14 protein-coding genes are annotated in these 12,277 nt (G+C 73.5%); 11 read left to right on the forward strand and 3 right to left on the reverse strand.

The window, feature by feature from the left end:
* Nucleotides 1-113 precede the first annotated feature (113 nt).
* The gene (locus ACFRMQ_RS28600) at nucleotides 114-794 is read right to left on the reverse strand and encodes a PH domain-containing protein (RefSeq protein ID WP_380733553.1); all 681 of its coding nucleotides are present in this window, start codon (nucleotides 792-794) and stop codon (nucleotides 114-116) included.
* A 106-nt stretch (nucleotides 795-900) separates the two neighbouring features.
* Here ACFRMQ_RS28600 and deoC point away from each other — a divergent pair, with 106 nt between their 5' ends.
* The 5 genes from deoC to ACFRMQ_RS28625 all read left to right on the forward strand — a co-directional run bounded on the left by deoC (nucleotide 901) and on the right by ACFRMQ_RS28625 (nucleotide 5,580).
* Nucleotides 901-1,887 (forward strand): deoxyribose-phosphate aldolase, encoded by a 987-nt coding sequence (gene deoC, locus ACFRMQ_RS28605; protein ID WP_380733554.1) that lies wholly within the window; start codon nucleotides 901-903, stop codon nucleotides 1,885-1,887.
* Nucleotides 1,888-1,892: 5 nt separating this feature from the next.
* Entirely contained in the window at nucleotides 1,893-3,374 is a 1,482-nt protein-coding gene (locus ACFRMQ_RS28610) for an aldehyde dehydrogenase family protein (protein ID WP_380733555.1), read from the forward strand.
* Nucleotides 3,367-4,269: an aldehyde dehydrogenase family protein gene (locus tag ACFRMQ_RS28615; protein WP_380733556.1), complete on the forward strand. Its 903-nt coding sequence runs from the start codon at nucleotides 3,367-3,369 to the stop codon at nucleotides 4,267-4,269. Before ACFRMQ_RS28610 ends, ACFRMQ_RS28615 begins: the two co-directional genes overlap by 8 nt.
* A 223-nt stretch (nucleotides 4,270-4,492) precedes the next feature.
* Nucleotides 4,493-4,894 (forward strand): hypothetical protein, encoded by a 402-nt coding sequence (locus tag ACFRMQ_RS28620; protein ID WP_380733557.1) that lies wholly within the window; start codon nucleotides 4,493-4,495, stop codon nucleotides 4,892-4,894.
* A gap of 62 nt (nucleotides 4,895-4,956) precedes the next feature.
* On the forward strand, nucleotides 4,957-5,580 hold the full coding sequence (locus ACFRMQ_RS28625; RefSeq protein ID WP_380733563.1) for an ATP-binding protein: 624 nt from the start codon (nucleotides 4,957-4,959) through the stop codon (nucleotides 5,578-5,580).
* 223 nt (nucleotides 5,581-5,803) lie between these two features.
* Here ACFRMQ_RS28625 and ACFRMQ_RS28630 read toward each other — a convergent pair whose 3' ends face one another.
* On the reverse strand, nucleotides 5,804-6,538 hold the full coding sequence (locus ACFRMQ_RS28630; protein WP_380733564.1) for a SigE family RNA polymerase sigma factor: 735 nt from the start codon (nucleotides 6,536-6,538) through the stop codon (nucleotides 5,804-5,806).
* Between the two features lie 516 nt (nucleotides 6,539-7,054).
* Here ACFRMQ_RS28630 and ACFRMQ_RS28635 point away from each other — a divergent pair.
* The 4 genes from ACFRMQ_RS28635 to ACFRMQ_RS28650 all read left to right on the forward strand — a co-directional run bounded on the left by ACFRMQ_RS28635 (nucleotide 7,055) and on the right by ACFRMQ_RS28650 (nucleotide 10,389).
* Nucleotides 7,055-7,732: a response regulator transcription factor gene (locus ACFRMQ_RS28635; protein WP_030257458.1), complete on the forward strand. Its 678-nt coding sequence runs from the start codon at nucleotides 7,055-7,057 to the stop codon at nucleotides 7,730-7,732.
* Nucleotides 7,733-7,793: 61 nt separating this feature from the next.
* Entirely contained in the window at nucleotides 7,794-9,344 is a 1,551-nt protein-coding gene (locus tag ACFRMQ_RS28640) for a sensor histidine kinase (RefSeq protein ID WP_380733558.1), read from the forward strand.
* The gene (locus tag ACFRMQ_RS28645; RefSeq protein WP_380733559.1) at nucleotides 9,341-9,679 is read left to right on the forward strand and encodes a hypothetical protein; all 339 of its coding nucleotides are present in this window, start codon (nucleotides 9,341-9,343) and stop codon (nucleotides 9,677-9,679) included. The genes ACFRMQ_RS28640 and ACFRMQ_RS28645 overlap by 4 nt, the downstream gene beginning before the upstream one ends.
* Nucleotides 9,680-9,855: 176 nt before the next feature.
* A complete protein-coding gene (locus tag ACFRMQ_RS28650; protein WP_380733560.1) occupies nucleotides 9,856-10,389 on the forward strand; it encodes a VanZ family protein in 534 nt (177 codons plus the stop codon).
* Nucleotides 10,390-10,449: 60 nt separating this feature from the next.
* Here ACFRMQ_RS28650 and ACFRMQ_RS28655 read toward each other — a convergent pair whose 3' ends face one another.
* The gene (locus ACFRMQ_RS28655; protein ID WP_380733561.1) at nucleotides 10,450-11,124 is read right to left on the reverse strand and encodes a PhzF family phenazine biosynthesis protein; all 675 of its coding nucleotides are present in this window, start codon (nucleotides 11,122-11,124) and stop codon (nucleotides 10,450-10,452) included.
* A 147-nt stretch (nucleotides 11,125-11,271) separates the two neighbouring features.
* On the opposite strand from ACFRMQ_RS28655, the gene ACFRMQ_RS28660 reads away from it, so the two are divergent.
* The gene (locus ACFRMQ_RS28660; protein ID WP_380733562.1) at nucleotides 11,272-11,880 is read left to right on the forward strand and encodes a hypothetical protein; all 609 of its coding nucleotides are present in this window, start codon (nucleotides 11,272-11,274) and stop codon (nucleotides 11,878-11,880) included.
* 194 nt (nucleotides 11,881-12,074) lie between these two features.
* A complete protein-coding gene (locus tag ACFRMQ_RS28665; RefSeq protein WP_350735952.1) occupies nucleotides 12,075-12,260 on the forward strand; it encodes a PspC domain-containing protein in 186 nt (61 codons plus the stop codon).
* Nucleotides 12,261-12,277 lie beyond the last annotated feature (17 nt).

Consider the following 12,277-nt stretch of genomic DNA (forward strand, 5'->3'; position numbering starts at 1 on the left):
GGGCCCGCCGGTGCGCCACCGGCGGGCCCTTCGCGTGCGGTTCGGACCGCTCGTACGGACAGGACCGCTCGTGAGGTTCGGACCGCTCGTGAGGTTCGGACCGCTCCTGCGGTTCAGACCGCGATGACGGTGATCAGCGCGACCAGGCCGAGCAGCGCGGGGGCGATCACCCACCAGCACCAGCGGATCACGACCGGGCCGGTGGCGGCGGGGCGCCCGGCGTTGCGCTCGGCCAGCTCCTGGAGGACGGCGGTGACCTGGTCGGACCAGGCGCGGGTGGGGTCGGGCGAGCCCTGGACGACCGGGTTGGTCCGCTTGGCCAGGCCCATGCCCAGGCCCGTCCGGGAGGCGTGCTCGGCGGCGCTGGGGCTCTGCGCCCGGGTGGCCCGCTTGCGCTGGCGCAGCGACACCGGCACCGCCCAGACCTGGAACTTCTTCCCGCCCGCGAGCAGTTCGACCGAGTACCCCGCGCGCAGCCCGTCCACCGAGGCCCACGGCGCGACGACGGTCCGCCACGGGTTGCGCACCACCAGCCGGTCGCGCCCCGCCGTCACGGCCGGCCGCAGCGTGTACGCGATCACCGGGAAGGCGAACACCGGCATCGCCGCGAGCGCGACGTACGGGGTCTTCCCCGTGCCGCTCACCACCGCGTCGCCGATCAGCCAGGCCGCGACGACCAGCAGCAGCACTCCGGAGATCACACCGGGGACAGAGCGGTACACGCGGTCCGCGTACTCGGGCTCCCCATCGGGGGCGGCCGGGCCCTGGTGGGGCTTGCCGTCGGATTCGGTCATGGCGTCGATTCTGCCCCATGCTCCTCACCCCGAGGTCTCGGTCCGGCCACGAATGGCGGGTGCCCTGGCGGCCCACTACGCGCGTAGATATGCTGCCCTGGTGACTATGTCCACTGTTGCAGCCAATGCCCTCGGCGTTGCGGGCAGCGGCCTTCAGGACGTTGCGGCGTCCGAGGCCTCGCTCCGCCGTTTCCTGCACGGCCTGCCCGGCGTCGACCAGGTCGGCCTGGAGGCGCGTGCCGCCGCGCTCGGTACCCGCTCGATCAAGACCACGGCGAAGGCGTACGCCATCGACCTGGCGATCTCGATGATCGACCTGACCACGCTGGAGGGCGCGGACACGGTCGGCAAGGTGCGCGCGCTGTGCGCCAAGGGCAGGACCCCCGACCCGACCGACCCGACCACCCCCCGCGTCGCCGCCATCTGCGTCTATCCGGACATGGTCGCCACCGCGAAGGCCGCCCTGAAGGGCACCGACATCCAGGTCGCCTCGGTGGCCACCGCCTTCCCGGCCGGCCGCGCCGCCCTCCCGGTCAAGCTCGCCGACACCGCCGACGCGGTGGCCGCGGGCGCCGACGAGATCGACATGGTGATCGACCGCGGCGCCTTCCTCTCCGGCCGCTACCTCGACGTCTTCAACGAGATCGTCGCGGTGAAGAAGGCGTGCGAGCGCCCCGACGGCAGCTCCGCCCACCTCAAGGTGATCTTCGAAACCGGCGAGCTCCAGACCTACGACAACGTCCGCCGGGTCTCCTGGCTGGCGATGCTGGCCGGCGCCGACTTCATCAAGACCTCCACCGGCAAGGTCGCCGTCAACGCGACCCCGCCGGTCACCCTGCTGATGCTGGAGGCGGTCCGCGACTTCCGCGCCGCCACCGGCGTCCAGGTCGGCGTCAAGCCCGCCGGCGGCATCCGCACCACCAAGGACGCGCTCAAGTACCTGGTGATGGTCAACGAGACCCTCGGCGACGACTGGCTGAGCCCGCACTGGTTCCGCTTCGGCGCCTCCAGCCTGCTCAACGACCTGCTGATGCAGCGCCAGAAGCTGGCCACCGGCCGCTACTCCGGCCCCGACTACGTGACGGTGGACTGATCACCATGGCCAAGAAGAAGAACACCGAGGAGCCCGCGGCCAAGCCCGCCGGCGGCCTCTTCGCCTACGCCCCGGCCCCGGAGTCCCCGGCCGCCGCGGGCGACATCGCCACCTCCTACGGCCACTTCATCGGCGGCGAGTTCGTCGACTCCTCCGGCAGCGAGGCCCTGAAGACGGTCAACCCGGCCACCGAGCAGGTGCTCGCCGAGTTCGCCCGGGGCACCGACGAGGACGTGGACCGCGCGGTCGCGGCCGCCCGCAAGGCCTTCGCCGACTGGTCGGCGCTGCCCGGCAGCGAGCGCGCCAAGTACCTGTTCCGGATCGCCCGGATCATCCAGGAGCGCAGCCGCGAGCTGGCCGTGCTGGAGTCGATCGACAACGGCAAGCCGATCCGCGAGACCCGTGACGTCGACCTGCCGCTGGTCGCCGCGCACTTCTTCTACTACGCGGGCTGGGCGGACAAGCTGGACTACGCCGGCTTCGGCCCGAACCCGAAGCCGCTGGGCGTGGCCGGCCAGGTCATCCCGTGGAACTTCCCGCTGCTGATGCTGGCCTGGAAGATCGCGCCCGCGCTGGCGACCGGCAACACGGTCGTCCTCAAGCCGGCCGAGACCACCCCGCTGACCGCGCTGCGCTTCGCCGAGATCTGCCGCCAGGCCGGTCTGCCGAAGGGCGTCGTCAACATCGTCACCGGCGACGGCCGCACCGGCGCCGCGCTGACCGCGCACCCGGACGTCAACAAGGTCGCCTTCACCGGCTCCACCCCGGTCGGCCGCGCCATCGCCCGGCAGGTGGCCGGCACCCGCAAGAAGCTCTCGCTGGAGCTGGGCGGCAAGGCCGCGAACATCGTCTTCGACGACGCGCCGATCGACCAGGCGGTCGAGGGCATCGTCAACGGCATCTTCTTCAACCAGGGCCACGTCTGCTGCGCGGGCTCGCGCCTGCTGGTCCAGGAGTCGGTCCAGGACGAGGTGCTGGACGCGCTGAAGCGCCGGATGGCCACCCTGCGGATCGGTGACCCGCTGGACAAGAACACCGACATCGGCGCCATCAACTCGGCCGAGCAGCTCGCCCGGATCACCGCGCTGACCGAGGCCGGCGAGGCCGAGGGCGCCGAGCGCTGGTCGCCGGCCTGCGAACTCCCGGACACCGGCTTCTGGTTCAAGCCGACCCTGTTCACCGGCGTGAGCCAGGCCCACCGGATCGCCCAGGAGGAGATCTTCGGCCCGGTCCTGTCGGTGCTGACCTTCCGCACCCCCGCCGAGGCGGTCGAGAAGGCCAACAACACCCCGTACGGCCTCTCCGCCGGCATCTGGACGGAGAAGGGCTCGCGCATCCTCTGGATGGCGAACCGGCTCCGGGCCGGCGTGGTCTGGGCCAACACCTTCAACAAGTTCGACCCGACCTCGCCGTTCGGCGGCTACAAGGAGTCGGGCTACGGCCGCGAGGGTGGCCGCCACGGTCTGGAGGCCTACCTCGATGTCTGATGTCATCGCGCGTCTTGACGTCCTCAAGACCTACAAGCTGTACGTCGGCGGGAAGTTCCCGCGCTCCGAGAGCGGGCGGGTGTACGAGGTGACCGACGCAAAGGGCCAGTGGCTCGCCAACGTCCCGCTGGGCACCCGCAAGGACACCCGCGACGCCGTCGTGGCCGCCCGCAAGGCGGTCAAGGGCTGGGCCGGCACCACCGCGTACAACCGCGGCCAGGTGCTGTACCGGGTCGCCGAGATGCTCCAGGGCCGGCGCGAGCAGTTCGCCGCCGAGGTGTCCGTCTCCGAGGGCATCGGCCCGAAGAAGGCCGCCGCGCTGGTGGACGCCGCGATCGACCGCTGGGTCTGGTACGCCGGCTGGACCGACAAGGTCGCCCAGATCGCGGGCGGCGCCAACCCGGTCGCCGGGCCGTTCTTCAACCTCTCCACCCCGGAGCCGACCGGCGTGGTCGGGATCGTCGCCCCGCAGGCCGGGTACGGGCACTCGCTGCTCGGCCTGGTCTCGGTGATCGCCCCGGCGATCGCCACCGGCAACACGGTCGTGGTCGCGGCCGCCGCGGACGCCCCGCTGCCCGCGCTGTCGCTGGGCGAGGTGCTGGCCACCTCGGACGTCCCGGGCGGCGTGGTCAACATCGTCTCGGGCCGGACCGCGGACATCGCCCCCACCCTGGCCTCGCACCAGGACGTCAACGCGGTGGACCTCACCGGGGCCATCGCCGACGACGGTCCCGGCGCGGCGAAGGCGCTGGAAACCGCTGCCGCGGATACCCTGAAGCGGGTAGTCCGTCCGGTGCTGGACCCGTTCGCCCAGGACTGGACCGATGCGCCCGGTACGGACCGGCTACTCTCGTTCCTGGAGACCAAGACGGTCTGGCACCCGATGGGTGTCTGACCTCCGACGCTCCGCGTAACAACCCCACAGACTGGCCGTCCCCAGTGCCCTCACCCCCCCAGGGCCCGGACGGTCATAGGACGGACCCGCGCCTCTCCCCCCCTGGCGCGGGTCCGTCGGCGTTCCGGCGACTTTCGTCGCCGCCCGGTCCGACTTTCGGGGATCCCGGCCCCGCGCTCCCCTGACCACAATCGCCGGTACGGAAACCGCCGAGGGGGGCGCGATGGAGGAGCTGGGCGAGCTGATGGCACTCGTCACGGACGGCGTGCTGCGCCGCTGGCAGGTGGCCCGGGCCCGGCGCCGGCTGACCACCGGGAAGGCGGTGCGGCTGCCCTGCTCGGCCCGCACCGACCGGCCGGACCGGCGGCCCGGCTACGTCAACGGGAAACTGGCGATCACCCCCGGGGCCGCCACCGCGTGCTTCCGGGCCCGCGGCGCCGAACCGCTCGAACTGCCCGTCGGGGGCACCTTCCACGAGCCCGAGCCGGACGCCTGGCACGACCAGGACTGGGCCGCCACCGCGTACCGGCCGCCCGGCGCCGGGGAACCGGTCTACCTCCAGGTGGACAGCCGCTGCCTGCCGATGGTCCGCGCCGCCCTCACCGGGCCGCCGCGGAAGGTCTGAGCCGACCCGTTTCGGCAACCGGCCGGGATGCGTCAGACTGGTGTCCCGTGAGTGACTCCCCCATGAACCCCGCACCGACCGGGCATGCCCGGGTGATCCTGCTCTCCGGACCCTCCGGGTCGGGGAAGTCCTCGCTCGCCGAGCGCAGCGGCCTGCCGGTGCTCCAGCTGGACGACTTCTACAAGGACGGGGACGACCCGACCCTGCCGCGACTGGCGGACGGCTCCGTCGACTGGGACTCCCCGCTGGCCTGGCACCGCGACCAGGCCGTCGCCGCCATCCGCGCCCTGCACGAGCACGGCCGCGCCGACGTCCCCGTGTACTCGATCCCGGACAACGGGCGGACCGGCACCCGCGGCCTGGAGCTGGGCGACGCGGTCGCGTTCATAGCGGAGGGCATCTTCGCCGCCGAGATCACCGCCGAGTGCGCCGACCAGGGCCTGCTCGGCGACGCCCTGTGCCTGCGCAACGGCGCGTTCACCACGGCCTGGCGCCGGCTGCGCCGGGACGTCCGGGAGAGCCGCAAGTCGCTGCCGGTGCTGCTGCGCCGGGGCGCGCGGCTGATGCGCGCCGAGCGGTCCATCGTCGGGCGGCAGGTCGCGCTCGGCTCGTACGCGTGCGCCGGCCCGGAGGCCGAGCGGCGGATCCGCGCCGCGGCCCGGCCGACGGAGCTCTCGGCGGCCTGAGCCCTCGGCGGTCGGAGCCCTCGGAAACCGGAGCCCTCGGCGGTCGGCCGGGCGGCCCCGGAACGAAGGGCCCGGGAACGCGACGGAGGGCCCGGTGCGTCTCCCCCGCACCGGGCCCTCCGCCTTCCCCGAACGATCCGCGGCTCCCCCACGGGCACGCTCCCCCGAGCCGCTGCCCCCGGACCGTGACCGTCCGATCCCCGTCCCCCGACGGGAGTCCTCGTTACGCGACCAGCTCGCCGAACGCCCGGACGGTGTCGCCCGACTTGTTCAGGTGCTCGTCCTCGCGCAGCCGGCGCAGGGCGCGCCAGATGCTGCTCTTGACCGTGCCGACACTGATCCCCAGCACGTCGGCGATCTCCGGGTCGGTCTTGCCCTCGTAGTACCGCAGCACCAGCATGGTGCGCTGGTTCTCCGGCAGCTTCGCCAGCGCCTGCCAGAGCACGGTGCGCAGCTCGGTGCCGCCCATCGCGTCGGTGTCGCCGGCCGTCTCCGGCAGCTCCTCGGTCGGGTACTCGTTGACCTTGCGGCGCCGCCAGGCGGAGATGTGCAGGTTGGTCATGGTCCGGCGGAGGTAGCCGCCGACCGCGGCCTTGTCGGTGATCCGGCCCCAGGCCCGGTAGGTGCTGAAGAGCGCGCTCTGCAGCAGGTCCTCGGCCTCGTAGCGGTCACCGGTCAGGTGGTAGGCCGTGGCGTACAGGGAGGCGCGGCGCTCGCGGACGTACGCGGTGAACTCCGTGATGTGGTCCTCCGCGACGGCCGGGTGCTCCCCCTGCGCGCCCCCCTGCCCGGCCTCCGTGGTGCGGGCCGGCGCGGGGTTCAGCCGCAGCAGCGTCGCACCGGCGGCCTCGCGACCGGTCGGCTCCCCCGAACCGACCGTCCGCAGACCGCTCCCCCCGGTCCCCCGGTTGCCCGGGACGTCCTTGCCCTCGACGCGGACGGGGAGGACTCCCCGCAGCGTGAGGGTGTTGGCGGAGTCGGCCGGACTCCCCAGCCGGCCGATCCCGTACAGCTCCCCCGTCCTGCCGCCGCCGCTCACCCGACGGGCGACAGGGTTTCCACCGGTGCTGTGCGCGCACCCCCGCACGGTCACGGCACCGGAGTTCTCGTCGGTCCTGACCTCGTAACGCGTCCGGTGGGACGTGGCTGACGAACGCGCGGTGCGGACAGCCGGGTTGGTCCGGGTCTGAAGCGTGGCGTTCATCGTGCGCCCCCTGGGTCGGTACGAGCGGTTCCGGTGGCCGCCGTTCAGCCGGCCTCTCGGCCCGCTGTCCTGCGGCGACATGGAAAATCCTGCCCGCCGGTTGTGATGGCGCTGTCCGCCGACTGTCACAGGGGTGTCACAGGAGTCGCCCGCGAATCCCGATCCGCTCCCCCGTGAACCGGACGCCGGTGGCATCCGTTCCGGTTCCCGGGCGGACGGCGATACGGTCCGGGGGGTGATTCGGGGCTGCGGGTGGGCCAAAATGGGGCCGTGCCTTTCCTCCTACTGATCGAGGACGACGACGCCATCCGGACCGGCCTCGAACTCGCTCTCACCCGCCAGGGCCACCGCGTGGCCACCGCCGCGTCCGGCGAGGACGGCCTGCGGCTCTTCAAGGAGCAGCGGCCCGACCTGATCGTGCTGGACGTGATGCTGCCCGGAATCGACGGCTTCGAGGTGTGCCGCCGGATCCGCCGCACCGACCAGCTGCCGATCATCCTGCTGACCGCGCGCTCGGACGACATCGACGTGGTGGTGGGTCTGGAGTCGGGCGCGGACGACTACGTGGTGAAGCCGGTGCAGCCGCGGGTGCTGGACGCCCGGATCCGGGCCGTGCTGCGGCGCGGCGAGCGGGAGAGTTCGGACTCCTCGGCGTACGGCAGCGTGGTGATCGACCGGGCGGCGATGACCGTCACCAAGGACGGTCAGGACCTCCAGCTCACCCCGACCGAGCTGCGGCTGCTGCTGGAGCTCAGCCGGCGGCCAGGCCAGGCGCTCTCCCGCCAGCAGTTGCTGCGGCTGGTCTGGGAGCACGACTACCTCGGCGACTCCCGCCTGGTGGACGCGTGCGTGCAGCGGCTGCGGGCCAAGGTCGAGGACGTCCCGTCCGCGCCGACGCTGATCCGCACCGTCCGCGGGGTGGGCTACCGGCTGGACCCGCCGGCCTGACCCAGGCACCCGCCACCGCCCCTCCCCAGACCTCTGAACTCCCGTACCACGACAGGCTCTTGTGACTGACCATCAGACGACTGCCCGGCGGTTCTCGACGGGCCGGTGGCGTCGGCTGCGCTCCCTGCGGGTGCGGCTGATCGCGGTGTTCGCGGCCGTCGCGCTGCTCGCCGCCGTCTCGGCCTCCGGCATCGCGTACTGGCTGAACCGCGACGCGGTGCTCAAACGCGCCCAGGACACGGCGCTGAACGACTTCCGGGTCTCGCTCACCCGCAACGTCTCCGAGCTGCCGCTGAACCCGAGCTGCGCGGAGCTGGCCACGCTGGCGTCCAACGTCGCCAGCTCCGGCCTGACCTACGACGTGGTGGTGGCCGACCCGGCGCGCCCGGAGTGCTCGGCCTCCTCCGACCCCGCGCACTTCACGCTGGCCGACGTCCCGACCGCGCTGCGGTCCACCGTCGCCAAGCCGCGCGAGATCACCGAGAACAACCCGTACCCGTACCACCTGTACTGGCAGCGGCAGAACCTGGAGGGCCGGCCGTTCGTGATCGGCGGCACCAAGGTGGTGCCGAACGGCCCGACGGCGTACATGTTCAAGTCGCTGGAGAACGAGCGGGCCGACCTCAACACGCTGGGCTGGTCGCTGGCCATCGCCACCCTGCTCGCGCTGATCGGCTCGGCGCTGCTCGCCCAGGCCGCCTCGGCGACCGTGCTGCGGCCGGTCAAGCGGCTCGGGGAGGCCGCCCGACGGCTCGGCGAGGGGCGGCTGGACACCCGGCTGGAGGTCGAGGGCTCGGTGGACGAACTCGCGGACCTGGCACGGACGTTCAACCGGGCCGCGGCCTCGCTGCACGAGCAGGTCGAGGAGCTGAGCGCGCGCGAGGCGCAGAGCCGGCGGTTCGTCGCCGACATGTCGCACGAGCTGCGCACCCCGCTGACCGCGATGACGGCCGTGACCGACATCCTGGAGGACGAGGCGGAGTCGCTGGACCCGATGATCGAGCCGGCCGTCCGGCTCGTGGTCAGCGAGACCCGGAGGCTGTCCGACCTGGTGGAGAACCTGATGGAGGTGACCCGCTTCGACGCCGGCACCGCCAAGCTGGTCGCCGACGAGGTGGACATCGCCGACCTGATCATGTCCTGCATCGACGGGCGGGCCTGGTACGACGCGGTCGAACTGGACGCCCCGCGCGGCATCCTGGCCGTGGTCGACCCGCGCCGGCTCGACGTGGTCTTCGCCAACCTGATCGGCAACGCCCTGAAGCACGGCGGCTCGCCGGTGCGGGTCAGGGTCCGGCAGGACGGGGACTCGGTCGTGGTCGAGGTCTCGGACAGCGGCCCGGGCATCCCGGAGGACGTGCTGCCGCACGTCTTCGACCGCTTCTACAAGGCGGACCGGGGACGGGCGCGCTCGGAGGGCAGCGGCCTCGGACTGTCGATCGCGATGGCCAACGCCCAGATACACGGGGGGACCATCACGGCGGCCAACGGGGAGGTCGGCGCGGTGTTCACCCTGACCCTGCCGCTGGCCCCGCCGCCCCCGCCGTCCGCGGGCGAGGCCGAGGGCGGCCCCGTCGGCGCCGCCGCCGACGACAAGGACGCCACGACGTGACCTCCCCCCTCAGCACCGCTCCCGCCGTCACCCGCACCGCCCTGCGCCGCGGCGCCGGCGTGCTGCTGCTGCTCGCCCTGGCCTCCGGCTGCGGCATCCGGCCGACCGCCGTGCCGGTCGACGCCGGCGCGCCCGCCAGCCGGACGGCCTGCCCGACCACCCCGCACATACCGGCGGCCCTGGTCACCCCGCCGGGCCCCGCCCCGACCATGACCCCGGCCCGCGGCACCAAGGCGGCCGTGAGCCCGAGCCCGTCGCCCACCCCGGTGGCGCCGGGCAGCCCGCCACCCGACAACGTGTTCGGCGCGGTCCCGACGTCCTCGCCCTGCAAGTAGCCGCGTGTGAGGGGCTCCGGGGGCGCGTTCGGAATGTTCACGCCCACTGTGGAACCGACGCGCCACCGGCTCACGTCCTTCCCCCCGTGCAGCGAGATGGCACCAGGACACGCGGTCAGCGTTCCGGCGCGGGGACGAAGAGCAGCCCGGCGGCGGCCGTCCACCGTCCCCTTCGATTGGCCGGGCTGGCAGGTCTCACCGGCCACCTGGCCCTGGTGCTCTGGCTGGTGCTGAGACCACTGCCGGTGGCCTGGGTGTACGACGCCAACCTGACGCCGCTCGCCTCGCTCCGCTCCTCCACCGGCTGGCAGGTGCTCGGCGAGCTGCTGCTGCTGGCGCCGCTCGGAGTCCTGCTGCCGCTGGCCGGCGGCCGGCTCCGGGCCCCCTGGCTGCCGTCCTTCCTGCGCACCACCGGCGCCTCCGCGCTGCTGGCGACGGCGCTGGAGTTCCTCTCCTCCTGGACGCCCGGCCACGTCCTCAACGTGGACCACATCCTGCTCGCGGTGGCCGGCGTGGCCGTCGCCCACCTCGCGCTCGTCCCCGGCCTGCGGCACCTGCTGCGGGACCGGCGACCGCGGGCGGCCCGGGTGGCCATGCTCGCCGTGCCGCCGGTCGCGGCCGTCACCTCGGTCGCGGCCGTCACCTCGGTCGCGGTCGGCGCGGCCGCCGCCCGGCGCGCCTACGCGGAGCCGACGCCGCCGGTCGGCTGAGCGCGCCGCCCGGCCGAGCCCGTCGGCCGGCCGGGCCCTCCCCCCGGCCGGGCCCGGTGCCTACGCGGAGCCGACGCCGTCCGCCCGCCGGGCCCGGCCCGGAACCACCCGGCCGCCGACCTCGGCCAGCCCGCCCGGGCGCGGCCCGGCCAGCAGCCGCGAGCCGCGTCCCTGGGTGACGGTCAGCGCCCGGCCGAGGCTCGCGGCCAGCAGCAGGGCGGCCGCGCCCGTCGCCTCGTCCTCGTCGATCCCGTCACCCCGCCCCGGGAAGGCCCGGGCCCGTACGGTGCCGGCCGGCTCGTCCTGCCAGGCCCAGGCGTAGATCCACTCCCCCGGCGGCGGCACCTCCAGCGCCTCCACCTCGGCCGCCGAGCCGTACTGCCGCAGGGTGCGACCCGGGGCCCACTCCGGCCGGGCCTCGATCCTGGTCAGCCCGTCCTCGCGCCGCACGGCCACCTCACCGGCCGCGGTGACCAGTTGGTCCACGCCGAGCAGCCAGGCGGCGCCCACGCACGGGTGGCCGGCGAAGGGCAGGCGCACCGAGGGGGTGTAGATGTCGATCTCCCCCCGCCCGGGGTCGTCGACGAAGACCGTCTCGCTGAAACCGAGTTCGTGTGCGATCCGCTGCCGGTCCGCGCGTTCCGGCACGGCGGCGCCGTCGCGCACCACACCGAGTTCGTTCCCGTGGCTCCCGTCGGGCCCGCAAAAGACCCGCAGCACCTCAAAAGCAGTCATTTCCCACCCCTTCAACCACCGCCCCGAAAGAGCGCAATGACACCGTGACACAAAGTCGGCGGCGAATGTCGGCCGCCTCCAGTACTCTGCGCTGTCGTCCCCGAACGGTGTCCACCGTTTATTACTCCCCCTTCTCAGGAAACCCCTTTGAATCTCGATTTCAGCGCCGAACCGCTCTTCTCCTGGTACGTCGTGCTGTTGGCCATCAGCGGCGTCATCATGGTGGTCTTCGGCGCCGCCGTCGGCGGGCTGAAGGTCGGCCTGCGCATCCTCAACGTCGTCATCGGCCTCGGCTTCCTGGGGTACGCCTACTACCTGGCGTTCGTCTTCGAGGGCGGCACGTACACCATCTTCTTCAAGGTGTTCATCGTGCCGGTCCTGGCGATCGTCGCCTCCGTGAAGGCGCTGGCCGAGCGCAGCAACGCCAAGCAGCAGCAGTCCGCCCAGCCGGCCGCCGGGTTCGACCCGAACGCGCCGCAGGGGGCGTTCAACCCGGGCGCGCCGTTCAACCCGAACGCCCCGCAGGCCCCGTTCAACCCGGCCACCGGCCAGGCTCCGTTCAACCCGCAGGCCCCGTTCAACCCGAACGCCCCGCAGGCCCCGCAGCCGGGTGCCCCCGTCCCGCCGGTCGCGCCGCAGGCCGCGCCGCCCGCCCCGCCGCAGGGCGCCTCGCCGTACCAGCCGGGCGTCGCACCGCAGCCGGTGGCGGACAACCCGTACGCCCAGCCGCAGCCGCCGCGGAACCCGGCGGGCTGACCAGCGGGTCCGCGGGCGGGCCGCGCGCCTCAGGGTCACCCTGAGCCGGACCCCGACGTCCGGCTCCGACCAGCCGGTGACCCTTCGGGGTGGAGAATCACCTGCCGGGCCGAGGTCCCGGGGCCGGGGGCGGCGGAGTATGGAAACAGCCCGCCGGACCGGCCGGACCGGGCCGCCACCGTACGGAGAACACCATGAGCGCGCGCCTCGCCCGTCCCCGCCACAACCGCGTCATCGCCGGCGTCTGCGCCGGGATCGCCGAACGCTTCGGCCTGACCCCGTGGACCGTCCGGCTGATCTTCCTGCTCTCCTGCCTGCTGCCCGGCCCCCAGTTCCTGCTCTACCTGGCCCTGTGGGTGCTGCTCCCCCAGGAACCGTGAGCCCGGCGGCCCGGCAC

Source organism: Kitasatospora sp. NPDC056783 (assembly GCF_042789895.1).
GTDB lineage: Bacteria > Actinomycetota > Actinomycetes > Streptomycetales > Streptomycetaceae > Kitasatospora.

Bases quoted from the DNA above. Each gene is read 5' to 3' on its own strand.
- ACFRMQ_RS28620 (WP_380733557.1), top strand. From the start codon at position 4,493: ATGGAGGAGCTGGGCGAGCTGATGGCACTCGTCACGGACGGCGTGCTG.
- deoC (WP_380733554.1), top strand. From the start codon at position 901: ATGTCCACTGTTGCAGCCAATGCCCTCGGCGTTGCGGGCAGCGGCCTT.
- ACFRMQ_RS28610 (WP_380733555.1), top strand. From the start codon at position 1,893: ATGGCCAAGAAGAAGAACACCGAGGAGCCCGCGGCCAAGCCCGCCGGC.
- ACFRMQ_RS28625 (WP_380733563.1), top strand. From the start codon at position 4,957: ATGAACCCCGCACCGACCGGGCATGCCCGGGTGATCCTGCTCTCCGGA.
- ACFRMQ_RS28615 (WP_380733556.1), top strand. From the start codon at position 3,367: ATGTCTGATGTCATCGCGCGTCTTGACGTCCTCAAGACCTACAAGCTG.
- ACFRMQ_RS28600 (WP_380733553.1), bottom strand. From the start codon at position 794: ATGACCGAATCCGACGGCAAGCCCCACCAGGGCCCGGCCGCCCCCGAT.
- ACFRMQ_RS28665 (WP_350735952.1), top strand. From the start codon at position 12,075: ATGAGCGCGCGCCTCGCCCGTCCCCGCCACAACCGCGTCATCGCCGGC.
- ACFRMQ_RS28655 (WP_380733561.1), bottom strand. From the start codon at position 11,124: ATGACTGCTTTTGAGGTGCTGCGGGTCTTTTGCGGGCCCGACGGGAGC.